The organism is Mycobacterium sp. ITM-2016-00318, assembly GCF_002968285.2.
Lineage (GTDB): Bacteria > Actinomycetota > Actinomycetes > Mycobacteriales > Mycobacteriaceae > Mycobacterium.
Map to the genome: position 1 here is coordinate 1,071,099 of NZ_CP134400.1, position 16,275 is coordinate 1,087,373.

21 protein-coding genes are annotated in these 16,275 nt (G+C 65.7%); 16 read left to right on the forward strand and 5 right to left on the reverse strand.

Annotation, left to right across the window (positions count from 1 at the left end):
• The first annotated feature begins 91 nt into the window (after positions 1 to 91).
• Genes C6A82_RS05190 through C6A82_RS05200 form a run of 3 tightly spaced genes read left to right on the forward strand, consistent with a single transcriptional unit; the run spans position 92 to position 4,035 of the window.
• Positions 92 to 2,443, forward strand: coding sequence for an arylsulfatase (locus C6A82_RS05190; RefSeq protein WP_311101697.1), 2,352 nt, complete (start codon positions 92 to 94; stop codon positions 2,441 to 2,443).
• A 10-nt stretch (positions 2,444 to 2,453) separates the two neighbouring features.
• Entirely contained in the window at positions 2,454 to 3,149 is a 696-nt protein-coding gene (locus tag C6A82_RS05195; protein ID WP_105342891.1) for a hypothetical protein, read from the forward strand.
• A 4-nt stretch (positions 3,150 to 3,153) separates the two neighbouring features.
• Entirely contained in the window at positions 3,154 to 4,035 is an 882-nt protein-coding gene (locus tag C6A82_RS05200; protein WP_105342892.1) for a formylglycine-generating enzyme family protein, read from the forward strand.
• Positions 4,036 to 4,088: 53 nt separating this feature from the next.
• Here C6A82_RS05200 and C6A82_RS05205 read toward each other — a convergent pair whose 3' ends face one another.
• Positions 4,089 to 4,943 carry a hypothetical protein gene (locus C6A82_RS05205; protein ID WP_105342894.1) on the reverse strand — a complete coding sequence of 285 codons (855 nt, stop codon included), beginning with the start codon at positions 4,941 to 4,943 and terminating at the stop codon, positions 4,089 to 4,091.
• 138 nt (positions 4,944 to 5,081) lie between these two features.
• Between C6A82_RS05205 and C6A82_RS05210 the strand changes: the two genes are divergently transcribed.
• The 11 genes from C6A82_RS05210 to rplO all read left to right on the forward strand — a co-directional run bounded on the left by C6A82_RS05210 (position 5,082) and on the right by rplO (position 10,655).
• Complete coding sequence (locus C6A82_RS05210) at positions 5,082 to 6,155, forward strand: dihydrodipicolinate reductase (protein WP_105342896.1); 1,074 nt, start codon at positions 5,082 to 5,084, stop codon at positions 6,153 to 6,155.
• Positions 6,156 to 6,402: 247 nt separating this feature from the next.
• Positions 6,403 to 6,771: a 50S ribosomal protein L14 gene (gene rplN, locus C6A82_RS05215; protein ID WP_105342897.1), complete on the forward strand. Its 369-nt coding sequence runs from the start codon at positions 6,403 to 6,405 to the stop codon at positions 6,769 to 6,771.
• Positions 6,772 to 7,089 (forward strand): 50S ribosomal protein L24, encoded by a 318-nt coding sequence (rplX, locus tag C6A82_RS05220; protein ID WP_105342899.1) that lies wholly within the window; start codon positions 6,772 to 6,774, stop codon positions 7,087 to 7,089.
• A gap of 1 nt (position 7,090) precedes the next feature.
• Positions 7,091 to 7,663 carry a 50S ribosomal protein L5 gene (gene rplE / locus C6A82_RS05225; protein WP_105342900.1) on the forward strand — a complete coding sequence of 191 codons (573 nt, stop codon included), beginning with the start codon at positions 7,091 to 7,093 and terminating at the stop codon, positions 7,661 to 7,663.
• Positions 7,664 to 7,667: 4 nt separating this feature from the next.
• Positions 7,668 to 7,853 carry a type Z 30S ribosomal protein S14 gene (locus C6A82_RS05230; RefSeq protein WP_006245130.1) on the forward strand — a complete coding sequence of 62 codons (186 nt, stop codon included), beginning with the start codon at positions 7,668 to 7,670 and terminating at the stop codon, positions 7,851 to 7,853.
• Between the two features lie 86 nt (positions 7,854 to 7,939).
• Positions 7,940 to 8,338 carry a 30S ribosomal protein S8 gene (rpsH, locus tag C6A82_RS05235; protein ID WP_105342902.1) on the forward strand — a complete coding sequence of 133 codons (399 nt, stop codon included), beginning with the start codon at positions 7,940 to 7,942 and terminating at the stop codon, positions 8,336 to 8,338.
• Between the two features lie 15 nt (positions 8,339 to 8,353).
• Positions 8,354 to 8,893, forward strand: coding sequence for a 50S ribosomal protein L6 (gene rplF / locus C6A82_RS05240; RefSeq protein ID WP_105342904.1), 540 nt, complete (start codon positions 8,354 to 8,356; stop codon positions 8,891 to 8,893).
• Positions 8,894 to 8,895: 2 nt separating this feature from the next.
• Entirely contained in the window at positions 8,896 to 9,303 is a 408-nt protein-coding gene (gene rplR, locus C6A82_RS05245) for a 50S ribosomal protein L18 (RefSeq protein WP_105342905.1), read from the forward strand.
• A 37-nt stretch (positions 9,304 to 9,340) separates the two neighbouring features.
• A complete protein-coding gene (gene rpsE / locus C6A82_RS05250; protein WP_105342907.1) occupies positions 9,341 to 10,027 on the forward strand; it encodes a 30S ribosomal protein S5 in 687 nt (228 codons plus the stop codon).
• 2 nt (positions 10,028 to 10,029) lie between these two features.
• Entirely contained in the window at positions 10,030 to 10,209 is a 180-nt protein-coding gene (rpmD, locus tag C6A82_RS05255) for a 50S ribosomal protein L30 (protein ID WP_105342909.1), read from the forward strand.
• A gap of 2 nt (positions 10,210 to 10,211) precedes the next feature.
• Entirely contained in the window at positions 10,212 to 10,655 is a 444-nt protein-coding gene (gene rplO / locus C6A82_RS05260) for a 50S ribosomal protein L15 (protein WP_105342911.1), read from the forward strand.
• Positions 10,656 to 10,720: 65 nt separating this feature from the next.
• Here the strand turns inward: rplO and C6A82_RS05265 are convergent, their stop codons facing one another.
• The 3 genes from C6A82_RS05265 to C6A82_RS05275 all read right to left on the reverse strand — a co-directional run bounded on the left by C6A82_RS05265 (position 10,721) and on the right by C6A82_RS05275 (position 12,647).
• Entirely contained in the window at positions 10,721 to 11,227 is a 507-nt protein-coding gene (locus tag C6A82_RS05265; protein WP_105344954.1) for a peptidoglycan recognition family protein, read from the reverse strand.
• A 446-nt stretch (positions 11,228 to 11,673) separates the two neighbouring features.
• Entirely contained in the window at positions 11,674 to 12,114 is a 441-nt protein-coding gene (locus C6A82_RS05270) for a hypothetical protein (RefSeq protein ID WP_105344956.1), read from the reverse strand.
• Positions 12,115 to 12,116: 2 nt separating this feature from the next.
• Positions 12,117 to 12,647, reverse strand: coding sequence for a DUF2231 domain-containing protein (locus tag C6A82_RS05275; protein ID WP_105344987.1), 531 nt, complete (start codon positions 12,645 to 12,647; stop codon positions 12,117 to 12,119).
• A 116-nt stretch (positions 12,648 to 12,763) separates the two neighbouring features.
• On the opposite strand from C6A82_RS05275, the gene C6A82_RS05280 reads away from it, so the two are divergent.
• Positions 12,764 to 13,501, forward strand: coding sequence for a metalloregulator ArsR/SmtB family transcription factor (locus C6A82_RS05280; protein ID WP_105344958.1), 738 nt, complete (start codon positions 12,764 to 12,766; stop codon positions 13,499 to 13,501).
• On the opposite strand, the gene C6A82_RS05285 is transcribed toward C6A82_RS05280, so the two are convergent.
• On the reverse strand, positions 13,482 to 14,408 hold the full coding sequence (locus tag C6A82_RS05285; protein WP_105344959.1) for an LLM class flavin-dependent oxidoreductase: 927 nt from the start codon (positions 14,406 to 14,408) through the stop codon (positions 13,482 to 13,484). The genes C6A82_RS05280 and C6A82_RS05285 overlap by 20 nt on opposite strands.
• 66 nt (positions 14,409 to 14,474) lie before the next feature.
• Between C6A82_RS05285 and sppA the strand changes: the two genes are divergently transcribed.
• Entirely contained in the window at positions 14,475 to 16,271 is a 1,797-nt protein-coding gene (gene sppA, locus C6A82_RS05290) for a signal peptide peptidase SppA (protein ID WP_105344961.1), read from the forward strand.
• The last annotated feature ends 4 nt before the right edge of the window (positions 16,272 to 16,275 follow it).

A 16,275-nucleotide genomic window follows, 5' to 3' on the forward strand; every position in this document is an offset into this window, starting at 1 on the left:
CGCCAATTTCTCAGCAAACGAAGACTCACGCGGTGTAACGTCCGGGCGGTTGGGGACCACGCGGGACGTACCTACTCGGACGAGCCGGGCCATGGCAACCGAATTCAACGGAAAAATCGAGCTGGATGTCCGCGACTCCGAGCCCGACTGGGGACCGTACGCCGCCCCGACCGCGCCGAAGGACGCACCCAACGTCCTCTATCTCGTCTGGGACGACACGGGCATCGCCACGTGGGACTGCTTCGGCGGCCTTGTCGAGATGCCGACGATGAGCCGCATCGCCGAGCGCGGTGTGCGGCTGTCCCAGTTCCACACCACCGCGCTGTGCTCGCCGACTCGCGCCTCGCTGCTGACCGGGCGCAACGCCACCACCGTCGGCATGGCCACGATCGAGGAGTTCACCGATGGCTTCCCGAACTGCAACGGTCGCATCCCGGCGGAAACCGCGCTGCTGTCGGAGGTGCTGAACGAGCGGGGTTGGAACACCTACTGCATCGGCAAGTGGCATCTGACCCCGCTGGAGGAGTCGAATCTCGCTGCCACCCGGCGTCATTGGCCTCTGTCGCGGGGTTTCGAACGATTCTACGGTTTCATGGGCGGCGAGACCGACCAGTGGTATCCCGACCTGGTCTACGACAACCACCAAGTGTCGCCGCCTGCGACACCGGAGGAGGGCTATCACCTCTCGAAGGACCTGGCGGACAAGACGATCGAGTTCATCCGCGACGCGAAGGTCATCGCGCCCGACAAACCCTGGTTTTCCTACCTGTGCCCCGGCGCCGGGCACGCGCCGCACCATGTCTTCGACGAGTGGGTGGCCAGATACGCCGGCACGTTCGACATGGGCTACGAGCGCTACCGCGAAATCGTGCTGGAGAACCAGAAGAAGCTCGGCATCGTGCCGCAGGGCACGGAGTTGTCGCCGATCAACCCGTATCTCGATGTCAAGGGTCCCAACGGAGAACCGTGGCCGCCGCAGGACACCGTGCGGCCGTGGGATTCGCTGAACGACGAAGAGAAGCGTCTGTTCAGCCGAATGGCCGAGGTGTTCGCCGGCTTCCTGTCTTATACCGACGAGCAGATCGGTCGCATCCTCGACTATCTCGAGGAGTCGGATCAGTTGGACAACACGATCATCGTGGTGATCTCCGACAACGGAGCCAGCGGTGAGGGCGGCCCCAACGGGTCGGTGAACGAGGTCAAGTTCTTCAACGGCTACATCGACACCGTCGAAGAAAGCATGCGCTACATCGATCATCTCGGCGGCCCGGACACCTATCCGCACTATGCGATCGGCTGGGCGATGGCGTTCAACACGCCCTACAAGCTCTACAAGCGCTACGCCTCCCATGAGGGTGGAATCGCCGATTCCGCAATCATCAGTTGGCCCAGGGGAATCAAGGCACACGGTGAGGTGCGCGACAACTACGTCAACGTCAGCGACATCACACCGACGATTTATGACCTGCTGGGGATCACGCCGCCGGACGAGGTCGCCGGGATCCCGCAGAAGCCGCTCGACGGCGTGAGTTTCACAGCCGCTCTTGACGATTCGTCCGCCGACACCGGCAAGCACACGCAGTTCTACGCCATGCTGGGAACCCGGGGGATCTGGCACGACGGCTGGTTCGCCAACACCGTGCACGCGGCGACGCCTGCGGGATGGTCGCACTTCGACAGGGACCGCTGGGAGCTCTACCACATCGAGAAGGACCGCAGCCAGTGCCACGACCTGGCCGCCGACAATCCCGACAAGCTCGAGGAGATGACGAAGCTGTGGTTCACCGAGGCCGGTAAGTACAACGGTCTGCCGCTCGCCGACCTCAACATCTTGGAGACGATGATGCGGTACCGCCCCTATCTGACGGGGGAGCGGAAAAGCTTCACGTACTACCCGGGTGCGGCGGAGGTCGGAATGGGCGCCGCCGCCGAGCCGCGCGGCCAGTCGATCTCGGTGCTCGCGGAGGTCACCGTGGACACGACCGGTGCCGAAGGGGTGCTGTTCAAACAGGGCGGTGGCCATGGCGGGCATGTCTTGTTCATCCAGGACGGCCGCCTGCACTACGTCTACAACTTCATGGGCGACGAGGAGCAGACGGTGTCATCACCCGGTGCGGTGCCGCTGGGCAAGCACATCCTCGGCGTCAGCTACGCCCGTACCGGCACGGTCGAGAACAGCCACACGCCGCTCGGCGACGTCACGCTCTACGTCGACGGTGACGCCGTCGCGGCCCTGTCGAACGTGACGGCGCATCCAGGCACATTCGGGTTGGCCGGCGCCACGATCAGCGTCGGACGCAACACCGGCTCGGCGGTGTCAAGTACGTTCAAGGCTCCCTATGACTTCACCGGCGGAACCATCGCGCAGGTCCGCGTCGACCTATCGGGAGCGCCGTACGTCGACGTCGAGAAAGAACTCGCCATGGCCTTCGCCAGAGATTGATGATGCAGCCGTGAAGCGGTTTGGATGTACGACGCTCGTCCTGCTGGGCCTGATGGCACCTGTCCTGGCCGGCTGTGCCCGCACGGACGAGGGCGTTGCGATCCGTAACGAGGATCTCGCGACGCCCAGCAGCATGCGCCCGCAACCGACGCCCAGGCCGTCGACGGACAACGCGGGACCGCCGGCTCCGGGCATCCTCACCACCACCCGTGCGCCGATTCCTGCGGACTCCGTCACCTGCCCTGAGCCGGCCCGCGTCCCTCGGATGGATGTGGTGGTAGCCGACCCGAGCGCCCCCACGATCACGGTCGCACTCCCGGATGGCTGGACCGGCGCGCCGAATTCCGATGACGCGGTGAGGATATCGGGTCCGGACGGAATGTTGGCGACGGTGACGATCACGCAGACGAAGCTCGATCCCGCCGCAGCGTTCACCGAATACGCCGACAAGGCGATGGCGGTGTCCGCGGTGAGCAGTATCAGCGTGCTGCCCGCCGAACTCTGCGACTACAGCGGTCAGAAGCTGATGGGCGCATGGTCCGACACCCCCCAACAGTCGGTCGAGTTCCTTGACCGCATCGTGCACATCTGGACGAACACGAGCGACTACCTGGTCGCCGTTCACGTTCAGGCGCCCGCAGGCACGGACGGATTCGACGCCGCCTCCACGGTGCTCATCGAAGACTTCGCCGTCCGCCTACCCTGAAGCCATGCTCACCGAGCTCGTCCCATTGCCGGGCGGCACTTTCCGGATGGGGTCGACGAGGTTCTACCCCGAGGAGGCGCCGGCGCACACGGTGCAGGTGAGCGGCTTCGCGATCGAACGACACCCCGTGACCAACGCGCAGTACGCCGACTTCGTCGACGACACGGGCTATGTGACCGTCGCTGAACGCGATCTCGACCCGGCGTCGTACCCGGGAGCGAACCCGGACGACCTGGTGCCAGGCGGGCTGGTGTTCCGGCCCGCGTCAGGACCGGTGGATCTGCGGGACTGGCGGCAGTGGTGGGAGTGGAAGCCCGGCGCGTCGTGGCGACATCCGCTCGGTCCGGACAGCGGGATCGCCGACCGGCTGGCGCATCCGGTGGTGCAGGTCGCGTATCCCGACGCGGCCGCGTACGCGCAGTGGGCAGGCCGACGGCTGCCGACCGAGGCCGAATGGGAGTACGCGGCGCGTGGGGGCAGCGCCGAAACGTATCCGTGGGGTGAGGACGCGACACCTGCGGGTCGGTTGATGGCCAATACGTGGCAGGGACGCTTCCCCTATCAGAACGATGGCGCGATGGGGTGGACGGGGACCTCGCCGGTCGGAACGTTTCCGCCGAACGGATACCGCCTCGTCGACATGATCGGCAACGTGTGGGAGTGGACGACGACCCGGTTCGAGGGGCACCACCGGTTGGGCGAGTCGGCTCAAAGGTGTTGTCCCACAGTCGATCAGGCGGACCCGTCGGTGAGCCAGGCGCTCAAGGGTGGCTCGCATCTGTGCGCTCCTGAGTACTGCCACCGGTACCGGCCTTCGGCACGGTCGCCGCAGTCGCAGGACAGCGCGACAACCCACATCGGATTCCGTTGCGTGGCAGACGTTTAGCGTCAAGCGTTGATATCGCATACAGGGTCGTGCAGAGCCGAAATTCGGAGCCCTCAGCGCAATCTTGGCGGCGTCCAGCCGCATCGTTCGAAGGCGTTGTACGCGCGATGAAGGATGAAACGCCTGCTGTGCTCGGCGACCACCCGGATATCGACCCAGCCCTGGCTATCTATCAGTTCAGCTCGCCCGATGTCGTGCATATACTGACCGCGCACCTCGCTGTGGTGTGCGCCCTCGTAGTCGAATCCGACTCGCGGCTCGTCGTAACCCATGTCGATGAACGCTCGATTCGTCCCGTCGCTCACCATGACTTGAGTGCGTGGCGCCGGCAGCCCGTCATCAATGAGCATCAAACGTAAACGTGTCTCCTGAGGAGACTGCGCTCCAGCGTCCATCAGTGACAACGCGACTCGAGCGCGCGGTAGACCCCGAGCCCTCGGGTAGCGTTCGGCAACCAGGAACGCCCGATTTGCGTCGATACCTGTTGCCCGGGCGATCGCATCGAGATTGGCCACCGCGAGGTCTCGGGGAAGGTGGCGTGCAAGGTCGAAGGCCGTGCGTTCCGGACTGGTGACCGGCATACCGGCGACAGCGACCACATCCACCTCGTCGAGGCGCTCATTGCGCACGAGGATTCCTGGTGGCGGCCTGCCGCAGCGCCAGATCATTTCAATGGGTGTGTCCCGTCGGACCCAGAGCGCTCCGTGCATCGCGGCCGCGGCACGGCCCGCAATGACGGCGTTCCTGCCGGACCACAGCCAGGCGCCTACGGTTCGCTGGCCCAGCGATGGAACCATCTGCTTGGTGAGGTAGATGTCCGGCAAGATCGCTCGATAGTTCCAGCGCAGGCGAGCGCGGGTCAGGCCGCCGCTAGCCAAGGCGTCGCTTCCAACGAATACCTCGCTCATGCCGCAATGCTGTCCAGACGAGCTGACAGATTCGCTCGGGCCTGCGGAAATTGCTTAAAGGGCTGTGGATAACCTGCTACGGCAGCCGTACGCGCAATACCGGCGTGATGCCGATGGGGCGCCGATAGGGTCACCGCCGTGAGCGACATCAAGTATCGGGTGATTCTGTGGGGGCCTGGCTCGATCGGCAGCGAGCTGCTGACGGCGATCATCGATCATTGCGCCGACCTCGAACTCGTCGGCGTCAAGGTCTATTCGCAAGCCAAGAACGGCGTCGACGCCGGAACTCTCGTCGGCCGCGACCCGATCGGCGTCGCCGCGACTACTGACGACGATGCGATCCTCGCATTGGACGCCGACTGCGTGATCTACACACCGCGCATCGGCGACATCGACGAGGTGTGCAGACTATTGGCCAGCGGTAAGAACGTCGCCACCACGGTGTTCCTCTTCTATCCGCCGCGCCTGCCCGACGCTGAGCGCGAACGGCTCGAGGCGGCCTGCCGCGAGGGCAACAGCACGTTCCACTCCAGCGGCATCAATCCCGGCAACCTGTCGGGAGTCCTACCGCTGGCGTTATCCGGCATGAGTCGCACCATCGACAAGATCACGCTGCAAGAGCGCGCCGACATGACGCTCTACGACAGCACCGACATCAGCTTCGGAAACATGAAGTTCGGCGAACCGCTCGACGTCGTGAACCCCGACGTCGACGAGTACCTCCGCGATATGAAGTCGATGTTCGTCGAGCAGATCTGGTTTCTGGGGGACGCACTCAACGCGGGCCTCGACGAAGTCACCGTCGACATCGAGGCGCTACCCGCCGAACAGGACCACCAGATCTTCGACCGCCTGCTCAAGGCGGGAACCACCGCAGGTCAACGCTGGAACATGGTCGGGCGGCGCAACGGCGAACCGCGCATCGAGATCGAGACACTGTGGACCGTCGGCAACGAATACCCGGAGCATTGGCCCGCGCCCGAGCACGGCTGGACGCTGACCATCGAGGGTGACCCTTCGATGCGCGTGCACTTCCTCACTCTGGCGAGCTTCACGCGCAACGCGGGCATCGCCGAGCACGCCCAAGCCGCAAACATCGCCACCGGGATGCAGGTCCTCAACGCCGTGCCCGCGGTGTGCGACGCGCCTGCGGGGTTCGCCACCAACGGCACGCTGCCGCTGATCCGCAGCGCGACGGGCTTCAGGAGCTAGCGAGAGTGCGCGAAATGCCGCAGGTCAGCGGCGTGTCGGCGGGCAGTGCCCCAAGGTCGCGACCGAAGGGAAGGGCTGACCAGCGGCGATTTGGTTCTGCGCTGGTCGTCGCCTAGAATTCACTGGTTGCCTTGGGCAGACCTCGGCTCTCCGATATGGAAAGCCCTGCGTGCCCTTCGGAAACGCAAGACCACGTACGTCAGGTCGGTATCTGCCGTGCATACATAACCAGGTCTGAGGAGATCGAGTGATTCAGCAGGAATCGCGGGTGAAGGTCGCCGACAACACGGGCGCCAAGGAGATCTTGTGCATCCGCGTGCTCGGCGGCTCGGGGCGGCGCTACGCCGGCATCGGCGACATCATCGTGGCGACCGTCAAGGAAGCCATCCCCGGTGGCAACGTCAAGCGCGGCGAGGTCGTCAAGGCCGTCATCGTCCGCACCGTCAAGGAGCGCAGGCGCGCCGACGGCAGCTACATCAAGTTCGACGAGAACGCCGCGGTCATCATCAAGGCCGACAACGACCCGCGTGGTACCCGCATCTTCGGCCCCGTCGGCCGTGAACTGCGCGAGAAGCGCTTCATGAAGATCGTTTCGCTCGCCCCGGAGGTGTTGTAGATGAAGGTCCACAAGGGCGACACCGTGCTGGTTGTCTCCGGCAAGGACAAAGGCGCCAAAGGCAAGGTGCTGCAGGCATTTCCGACCCGCAACAAGGTGCTCGTCGAGGGCGTCAACCGCATCAAGAAGCACACCGCGGTTTCGCGCAACGAGCGCGGTGCGCAGTCGGGTGGGATCGTCACCCAGGAGGCGCCGATTCACGTGTCGAACGTGATGGTGGTCGACTCCGACGGCAAGCCGACGCGCATCTCGTACCGCAGAGACGACGAGACCGGCAAGAAGGTCCGTATCGCCAAGACCAACGGCAAGGACATCTGAGATGACTACCGCTGAGAAGACCCAGAAGACGCTGCCGCGTTTGAAGCAGCGCTACCGCGAGGAGATCCGCGACGCGCTGCAGAAGGAATTCGGCTACGCCAACGTCATGCAGATCCCCGGCGTGGTCAAGGTCGTCGTGAACATGGGCGTCGGCGACGCCGCCCGCGACGCCAAGCTCATCAACGGTGCGGTCAACGACCTGCAGCTGATCACCGGCCAGAAGCCCGAGGTGCGCAGGGCCACCAAGTCGATCGCGCAGTTCAAGCTCCGCGAAGGCATGCCGATCGGCGCGCGCGTCACGCTGCGCGGCGACCGGATGTGGGAGTTCCTTGACCGGCTGATCTCGATTTCGCTGCCGCGTATCCGCGACTTCCGCGGGCTCGGCCCCAAGCAGTTCGACGGCCGAGGCAACTACACCTTCGGGCTGACCGAGCAGTCGGTGTTCCACGAGATCGACGTGGACTCGATCGACCGGCCCCGCGGTATGGACATCACCGTCGTCACCACGGCGACGACCGACGACGAAGGACGAGCGCTTCTGCGGGCCCTCGGCTTTCCGTTCAAGGAGAACTGAGCAGATGGCAAAGAAGGCTCTGGTCAACAAGGCCAACAAGAAGCCCAAGTTCAAGGTGCGCGGCTACACGCGCTGCAACAGGTGCGGTCGTCCGCACGCGGTGTACCGCAAGTTCGGGCTCTGCCGCATCTGCCTGCGCGAGATGGCGCACGCGGGCGAGCTCCCAGGTGTCCAGAAATCCAGCTGGTAGCAGCCGAACAGACCACAATCCAATCTCCAATTAGTTGCGGCAGGCCCTGAAAGGGGAACCGCCGCGAGGAAGGTGAACCGGCTGTCATGACCATGACGGACCCGATCGCAGACTTCTTGACACGTCTGCGCAACGCCAATTCGGCGTACCACGATGAGGTGACGCTGCCCCACTCGAAGATCAAGGCGAACATCGCCGAGATCCTCAAGAGTGAGGGTTACATCACCGACTACCACACCGAGGATGCTCGAGTGGGCAAGTCGCTGGTCGTCGAACTGAAGTACGGCCCGAGCCGCGAGCGAAGCATCGCGGGACTGCGCCGGGTGTCCAAGCCCGGTCTGCGGGTGTACGCCAAATCCACCAATCTGCCGCGGGTGCTCGGCGGCCTCGGCGTGGCGATCATCTCCACGTCCTCGGGGCTGCTCACCGATCGCCAGGCAGCACGACAAGGCGTGGGCGGCGAAGTCCTCGCGTACGTGTGGTGAGGGGAGGAACTAGCTATGTCGCGCATTGGTAAGCAGCCGGTTGCGGTACCAAACGGAGTCGACGTGACGATCGACGGGCAGCACGTCTCGGTCAAGGGGCCCAAGGGCACCCTGGACCTCGCGGTCGCCGAGCCGATCAAGGTGGCCCGCGACGACGACGGCGCCATCGTGGTGACCCGCCCCGACGACGAGCGGCGCAACCGCTCGCTGCACGGGTTGTCGCGCACCCTGGTGGCCAACCTCGTCACCGGTGTCACGGACGGTTACACCATCAAGATGGAGATCTTCGGCGTCGGTTACCGCGTGGTGGCCAAGGGCAGCAACCTCGAGTTCGCCCTGGGTTACAGCCACCCGGTACTGATCACCGCCCCCGAGGGCGTCACGTTCGCGGTGGAGACGCCGACGAAGTTCTCGATCTCCGGTATCGACAAGCAGAAGGTCGGCCAGATCGCGGCCAACATCCGTCGCCTGCGGAAGAGCGACCCCTACAAGGGCAAGGGCATCCGCTACGAGGGTGAGCAGATCCGCCGCAAGGTCGGAAAGACAGGTAAGTAGCTATGGCTCAAGCGCAGAAAGAAACAGGCGCAAAGAAGGCAAGCGGGCAGAGTGTCTCGGCGACCCGTCGGACGTCGCGGGTGCGCAGGCACGCCCGGCTGCGCAAGAAGATCGAGGGCACGGCCGATCGGCCGCGTCTGGTGGTCAACCGCTCCGCTCGGCACATTCACGTGCAGCTGGTCAACGACCTCAACGGCACCACGCTTGCCGCGGCGTCGTCGATCGAAGCCGATGTGCGCGGAGTGGACGGCGACAAGAAGGCCCACAGCAAGCGGGTCGGTCAGCTCATCGCCGAGCGCGCCAAGGCCGCAGGCATCGAGACCGTCGTGTTCGACCGGGGTGGCTACACCTATGGCGGACGGCTGGCGGCGCTGGCCGATGCGGCTCGCGAAGGCGGGCTGAAGTTCTGATGACGAACGACCTGAAAATTATTGGAAGGATTGCCTAATGGCCGAGCAGGCAGCAGGAGCCGCCGGGCCTTCGACCTCGGACGGCAGGCCGCCGCGGGGTGACCGCGACGGCCGGGGTCGTCGTGACGATCGTGGTGGTCGCCGTGACCGCGACGGCGGCGAGAAGAGCAACTATCTCGAGCGTGTCGTCGCGATCAACCGCGTCTCCAAGGTGGTCAAGGGCGGTCGGCGCTTCAGCTTCACCGCGCTGGTCATCGTCGGCGACGGCCGCGGCATGGTCGGTGTCGGCTATGGCAAGGCCAAGGAAGTTCCGGCCGCGATCGCCAAGGGCGTCGAGGAGGCACGCAAGGGCTTCTTCCGCGTTCCGCTGATCGGTGGCACCATCACGCACCCGGTGCAGGGTGAGGCCGCAGCCGGTGTGGTCATGCTGCGCCCGGCCAGCCCCGGTACCGGTGTGATCGCCGGCGGCGCTGCCCGTGCGGTGCTCGAATGCGCTGGGGTTCGCGACATTCTGGCCAAGTCGCTGGGCAGTGACAACGCGATCAACGTGGTGCATGCCACCGTTGCCGCGCTGAAGTTGCTGCAGCGTCCCGAAGAGGTGGCCGCGCGTCGTGGCCTACCCATCGAGGATGTGGCGCCTCCCAGCATGCTGCGGGCGCGTCGTGAGGCCGATGCGGCAGCCGCAAGCGCCGGCGCCGCCGCACGTGGTGAAGGGTCGGCATAGCCATGGCAGAGCTGAAGATCACCCAGGTACGCAGCACCATTGGTGCCCGGTGGAGGCAGAAGGAAAGCTTGCGGTCGTTGGGATTGCGGAAGATCCGCCAGTCGGTCGTCCGCACGGACGACGAGCAGACCCGCGGCCTCATCAAGACGGTGCACCACCTCGTTCAGGTTGAAGAGGTATAGCAATGACGATCAAACTGCACGATCTGAAGCCGGCGCCCGGCTCGAAGACCGCGAAGACCCGCGTCGGTCGCGGCGAGGGCTCCAAGGGCAAGACCGCAGGCCGCGGTACGAAGGGCACGAAGGCGCGCAAGAACGTCCCCGCGACGTTCGAGGGTGGCCAGATGCCGATCCACATGCGGCTGCCCAAGCTCAAGGGCTTCCGTAACCGGTTCCGCACCGAATACGAGGTCGTCAACGTCGGCGATCTCAACAAGCTGTTCCCCAAGGGCGGCGACGTCGGTGTCGAGGAACTGGTGGCCGCGGGCGCAGTCCGGAAGAAGTCGCTGGTCAAGGTGCTCGGTGACGGCAAGCTGACCGTGAAGGTCAACGTGACCGCCCACAAGTTCAGCGGCAGCGCGAAGGAAAAGATCACGGCCGCAGGTGGTTCCGTAACCGAGGTCGCCTAACTTCCGCGAGAGAACGCAGAAGCCCCCGCACGCCCGGCGTGTCGGGGGCTCTCGCGTGAGGGGCGTCAGGGTGCGCCGGATTGGATCTCAGCGACTCTCGCGTCGGCCTCGGGCCCGCAGATCTTCTGCAGATTCACCGGGGGCGTAGCCAGTAGGGCGCCGACACGGTCCGTGAGGTCGGGAATGCGAGCGTAGAGGGCTGAGCCGGGGCAGGAAGTGTCACCACTGGCGTCTTTGTGGCCCGCCAGTCGATCGGCCGCGATACCGTATTGCTCTGCGGCCCAGGCGAAGGCGAGCGCGGCACCGTTGAGCTGCGCTTCGGTTATGTCCTCTTCGTCGAAATTCCCCTCGCAGACCACGAGGAAGTGTCGGGTGGGGTCGTAGCTCGTCGCGGTGTCGCCGACGAGGTTCGGATCCCGCAACTCGTAGATGTTCCCGTTGCGGTCGACGCTGAGGTGATAGGCGATGTCGATCCACCCGTGAGTGCCCTGGTGATACTGCTGGTGCTGTCGAAGTCGAGCGGGTGCGTTGGCATTGTCACCAAGGACGACCGCAGTGTGGTGGACAGTCATGAAGCTAGGAACGTGGGGTGTGCCGCCTGCTTGCGGCGGGGCGGCGCCCCACGCTGCTCGGCACAGCATCACGTTAGAAGCAGGCTGAACAGGGGCCAGCGGCGGTGCCGCTGGCGCCGGTGCTGGGCCCGCCAACGCGCTGGGGCCGGGGGCCGCCGGCCGAGCTGACCTCGGCGGCGGCCCTGAGCTCGGTCCCGCGGTCGGCTCGGTCGAACAGGCGCCGGCTGTCGCGACCGTGAGGCCAGCCGCCCCAGCCAGGCGCAGCAACCGACGGCGGCTGATCTCAGCCGAGCTGCTCGGCCGGTGCACCGGATATGCATCCACAACGGTCACCATACGTAACGGCCGTTCACGACTGCTTTTCCGGCGGGTCGCGAGTGGCCACTTGTGCTACGCCTTAAGCGCTGAACCTGCACATAAGTGGCCACTCGGCAGAAGTACTTACGTCACCCGCCGATCTCGGCAAGCGCCAGCAGTGCCAGCACAATCGTCGCCACCGCAAGGATGCCGTGTGCCACGACGACCGCTACGGGAAAAGATCGCTCCGGGGCGTCCTGCAGCGGGCTCCCGGGCGCCGCAGTCGGCTGCCCCGCGGTGGAGCCGACCCTGCGGGCCGACGCCCAGCGGGCCACCATCACGAACCCGAGGATCGCGACCGGAGCGAGTAGCGCCAGACCGATCCAGCCGATCGTGTGGTTATCGGTGATCACGTAGACGATCCACAGCACCAAGCCGACCGCTGCCAGGACGAAGTGCCCGAACACGACCGCCGGAGGCAGTCTGGACGCCGTCGATGCACGGTGGCCGCCGCCGCGGACCCATTTGGCGAGCATGAACGCACCGCCGCCCGCAGTGAGGATCCAGACGATGAGAGACGCGATAGCCATGGTCATTTCTCCTGTTCTCCGCTGTCATTCCGACTCCGATATCCGTCCGCCTGCACCGACTCAGCGGCGACTCTGACGCCGTAGCGGTAGGAGAGCATGCCGCCCAGATAGCCCGACAGTCCAAGTGCAGCAAGCGAAACGATCGAGGCCAACAGCGGTCCCCACCCGACGGCGGAGTCCTGTGGGTAGTCGGTGTTGTACCGCCACGCGACGTTTGCGACGTAAGCGGCCGTGATGACGAGGTTCAGCGTCATGTGAACCAGCCCCACCCCGAACGCCCTGGTCCCCGACGGGATCGCAATCAAGTCGAGGAGTCCGACCAGCGCGGCGGCCACCGCACCGATTGCGCCGATGCCGATCAGCCACTCGGACCCCTCCCTGAGAAACGCCGGGTCAGCGACGAGGAACGAACCGATGTCGAAGACCAAACTCGATACCCAGGCGCCGATCGGGATCGTGACGAGGATGGGATGGAACGGGTGCCCGTAGGGCCCCGCCAACAGTCGGCTCACGGGCTGTTTCGCTTGTTCCATGTGGGTGCTCATGACGCCCCTGGGGTCGCAGTTTTAGCTAATCAATATTGGACTTAATACGTGTCTGCAGTCAAGAGGCTGGTTCCACCCCGGGGCATTAGCGTTAATGTTTTCCTGTGGATGAGCATGCGACATCACGCGACGGCACCGCGATCGATGCGATCGCATCGTTGAGTGACGGCTTGAGGCGACGCCTCTACGAGTTCGCGCGGGCGGCGCACCGGCCGGTCAGCCGCGACGAGGCCGCATCGGCGGTCGGTATCTCCCGCAAGCTGGCCGCATTCCACTTGGACAGGCTCGTCGAGGTGGGCCTTCTGCGGTTCCGGTTCAAGGAGCCGAACGCGGCCAGGGGGCGTCCGCCGAAGGTCTACCTGGCATCTGATGTCGGGGTCGAGTTGAGCATTCCGGCGCGTCGTCACGAACTGCTTGCCGAGATCCTCGCGGGCGCTGTCCTCCTCGAGGATCGGCATGGCTCCGCACGGGCGGCCTCGACGCGCGTGGCTCACGCACGGGGACAGGCCGCGGCTGCGGAGATTCCGAATCGGGTGCGCCCCGGCCGGGTCGGCGCAGAACGCGGAATGACCTCCGCCCAGGAGGTGCTCACCGGCTGCGGCTTCGAGCCCTACCGAACGGGCTCGGGTTGTATGCGTCTGCGAAACTGCCCATTCCATCCGCTGGCCGGTGCCATGCCCGAGCTCGTGTGTTCGCTCAACCACGCGTTCGTCTCCGGCGTACTCGCCGGGCTGGGGGTGGAGACCGTCCACGCCGTTCTTGCTCCGTCGGCCGGCGAATGTTGCGTCGAATTGCGGTCAGGCGCGCGGCCGGCTGATGACCTCACGCCAGATGCGGGATGACCTCAGCCGCAAGACGTTCCATTTGCTCGCGGTTGCCCGCAACGGTCTTGCCGACCGGATTGAGCAGAATCATCTCCGCGCCCGCGTCCATGACCTCTCGCACTCCGCGCGCCACATCGTCGGGTGTGCCCGATACCGGAACATCCTCGATTCCCGGCATCGAGCCGTAGATGCGGTGCAGCCCCGCGGCGGCGTGTTCACGGGCGCGTGCGGCGTCGTCGTCGATCGTCAGGTAGACACGTTTACCGATCGTGAAATCGGCTGAGTCTTTGCCTTGCTCGTCCAATTCGCGGCGGACGGTCTTGACTGCCTCCGCGAACGTCGCTGTTGTCGACGAGCCCGCTCCCAAGAACGAGTCTGCGATCCGGACGCCGCGGGCAAGCGCTCTGGGTGCGGTGCCGCCGATCCACAACGGCGGGTGTGGGCGCTGCACCGGTTTGGGGTGGACCGGTAGCCCGTCGACGTCGCGGAAGCGGCCGTGGAACGTGACCGTCGGCTCATCGGACCACGCCGCCTTCATCAGCTCGATGCCCTCGGTGAAGTAACTGACGAACGTCCTTCTTTCCACTCCGAATGCCTCGAACGGCCTGCGCTTGCCACCGTGGCCGACGCCGACGTCGAGCCGGCCATGAGACAAGCGATCGACCGCGGTGATGGCCCACGCCAGCTGCAGCGGGTCATGCAGAGTGGTAATCAGCACCGCGACCCCGAGACGTATCCGAGAGGTACACGCCGCGGCGTAGGCGAGCATCTGCAGCGGGGCGATCTGCGGCGACTCACCGATGACCTGCTCCATCGTCCAGGCGCTCTCGAATCCGAGTTCCTCGGCTCTGGCGAGGTAGTCCTTGATGGCGGCATCGTCGAACCGGTCGTAATCCAGCTGGGGAATGGAGATCGCGAACCTCACGTGACCCACCGTAGGCCGTGTGGTCGGGTCGTCCGACCCATGACCACTGGTCGGTAGGCTCGGGTGATGTTCAGTTTTCTGCCCGGCATCCCCGGCGCCGACGACCTGCGATCACTCGCCCGCAAAGTCGATACCGCCCGCCACCACGGCGTACCCAACAATTGCGTGCTGGAGCTCGACCTGCTCACTGCGCCGCCGGAGACCTCCGGCTTCGACCCGATGGCGATCATCAGCGGGAGCAGGCCGCTGGTGTTGCGTGAGGCAGTCGCGGCCATCCATCGAGCCGCCGAGGACGATCGCATCGCGGGCCTCATCGCCCGTGTACAGATCCCGGCGGCCGCGGCGGGTCCAGTGCAGGAGCTGCGCGATGCGATAGTCGCGTTCAGCGACGTGAAGCCGTCGCTCGCGTGGGCCGAGACGTACCCCGGCACCCTGTCGTACTACCTGGCATCGGCATTCCGCGAAGTGTGGATGCAACCGTCCGGCACGGTCGGGCTCGTCGGCTTCGCAACCAGCGCGCTGTTCCTGCGCGACGCGCTCGACAAGGCCGGCATCGAGGCGCAGTTCGTCGCGCGCGGCGAATACAAGTCGGCGGCAAACCTTTTCACCCAGGATCGCTACACCGACGCCCACCGCGAGGCGGACAGCAGGCTGCTCGACAGCCTGCGCGGCCAGGTGTGGCAGGCGGTCGCCGATTCCCGGCACATCGACCCCGCCGCCGTCGACGAACTGGCCAACAAGGCGCCTCTGCTGCGCGATGATGCCGTCACCGGTCGGCTGGTCGACCGGATCGGGTTCCGCGACGAGGCCTATGCCCGCATGAGCGAACTCGTTGGCGCACCCGGTATCTCGTCGGAAACCGGCGATGCCGACAACGACCCCGACGCGCCTCCCCGGTTGTACTTGTCGCGCTATGCCAAGGCGACGGCCAACAAGCCCGCATCGCAGCTGCCGCCGATCCCCGGCCGCAAGCCCAAGCCGACCGTCGCCGTGGTCACCCTGCACGGCCCGATCGTCAGCGGTCGCGGTGGTCCGCAGGTCCTGCCGTTCGGCAACTCGAGCGCGGGAGGCGACACCATCGCCGCCGCACTGCGCGAGGCCGCGGCCGACGATTCCGTCAAGGCCATCGTGCTGCGGGTCGACAGCCCGGGCGGATCGGTGACCGGATCGGAAACCATCTGGCGCCAGGTGAATCGGATCCGCGAGGGCGGTACACCCGTCGTCGCGTCCATGGGTGCGGTTGCGGCATCCGGCGGCTACTACGTGTCGATGGGCGCCGACGCCATCGTCGCCAACGCGGGGACGATCACCGGCTCGATCGGTGTCGTGACCGGCAAGCTCGTCGCCCGGGAACTCAAGGATCGGCTCGGCGTCGGTTCCGACTCGGTGCGCACCAACGACAATGCCGACGCATGGTCGGTCGACAAACCGTTCACCGACGAACAGCGCGCACACGTCGAGGCGGAGGCCGACCTCTTCTACACCGACTTCATCGAACGCGTCGCGGAAGGCCGCAAACTCACCGTCGATGCCGTCGACTCCGTTGCCCGCGGCAGGGTGTGGACCGGTGCCGACGCGCTCGAGCGGGGCCTCGTCGACGAGCTCGGTGGGCTTCGCACGGCGATCAACAAGGCCAAGGTGCTCGCCGGGCACGACGAGGACGACGATGTCCGCATCGTCAACTTCCCCGGCTCGTCGTTCCTGGACTTCCTTCGCCCCAAAGAGTCCTCTCAGCCGGCCGCCGCGTCGCTGTCGGAGGCTGTCGCATCGCTGCTGGGCAGGTCGATCGTCGACGCCCTTAGCCAGGCTGAACGGTCGATGACCGGAGTCTCGGCGCTGTGGCTGGGGAATCACCGCTACTGACCGC

Excerpts from the sequence above, each read along its gene's own strand:
- C6A82_RS05190 (WP_311101697.1), top strand. The coding sequence starts at position 92 with ATGGCAACCGAATTCAACGGAAAAATCGAGCTGGATGTCCGCGACTCC.
- C6A82_RS05200 (WP_105342892.1), top strand. The coding sequence starts at position 3,154 with ATGCTCACCGAGCTCGTCCCATTGCCGGGCGGCACTTTCCGGATGGGG.
- C6A82_RS05205 (WP_105342894.1), bottom strand. The coding sequence starts at position 4,943 with ATGAGCGAGGTATTCGTTGGAAGCGACGCCTTGGCTAGCGGCGGCCTG.
- rplX (WP_105342899.1), top strand. The coding sequence starts at position 6,772 with ATGAAGGTCCACAAGGGCGACACCGTGCTGGTTGTCTCCGGCAAGGAC.
- rplE (WP_105342900.1), top strand. The coding sequence starts at position 7,091 with ATGACTACCGCTGAGAAGACCCAGAAGACGCTGCCGCGTTTGAAGCAG.
- C6A82_RS05230 (WP_006245130.1), top strand. The coding sequence starts at position 7,668 with ATGGCAAAGAAGGCTCTGGTCAACAAGGCCAACAAGAAGCCCAAGTTC.
- rpsH (WP_105342902.1), top strand. The coding sequence starts at position 7,940 with ATGACCATGACGGACCCGATCGCAGACTTCTTGACACGTCTGCGCAAC.
- rplF (WP_105342904.1), top strand. The coding sequence starts at position 8,354 with ATGTCGCGCATTGGTAAGCAGCCGGTTGCGGTACCAAACGGAGTCGAC.
- rplR (WP_105342905.1), top strand. The coding sequence starts at position 8,896 with ATGGCTCAAGCGCAGAAAGAAACAGGCGCAAAGAAGGCAAGCGGGCAG.
- rpsE (WP_105342907.1), top strand. The coding sequence starts at position 9,341 with ATGGCCGAGCAGGCAGCAGGAGCCGCCGGGCCTTCGACCTCGGACGGC.
- rpmD (WP_105342909.1), top strand. The coding sequence starts at position 10,030 with ATGGCAGAGCTGAAGATCACCCAGGTACGCAGCACCATTGGTGCCCGG.
- rplO (WP_105342911.1), top strand. The coding sequence starts at position 10,212 with ATGACGATCAAACTGCACGATCTGAAGCCGGCGCCCGGCTCGAAGACC.
- C6A82_RS05265 (WP_105344954.1), bottom strand. The coding sequence starts at position 11,227 with ATGACTGTCCACCACACTGCGGTCGTCCTTGGTGACAATGCCAACGCA.
- C6A82_RS05270 (WP_105344956.1), bottom strand. The coding sequence starts at position 12,114 with ATGGCTATCGCGTCTCTCATCGTCTGGATCCTCACTGCGGGCGGCGGT.
- C6A82_RS05275 (WP_105344987.1), bottom strand. The coding sequence starts at position 12,647 with ATGGAACAAGCGAAACAGCCCGTGAGCCGACTGTTGGCGGGGCCCTAC.
- sppA (WP_105344961.1), top strand. The coding sequence starts at position 14,475 with ATGTTCAGTTTTCTGCCCGGCATCCCCGGCGCCGACGACCTGCGATCA.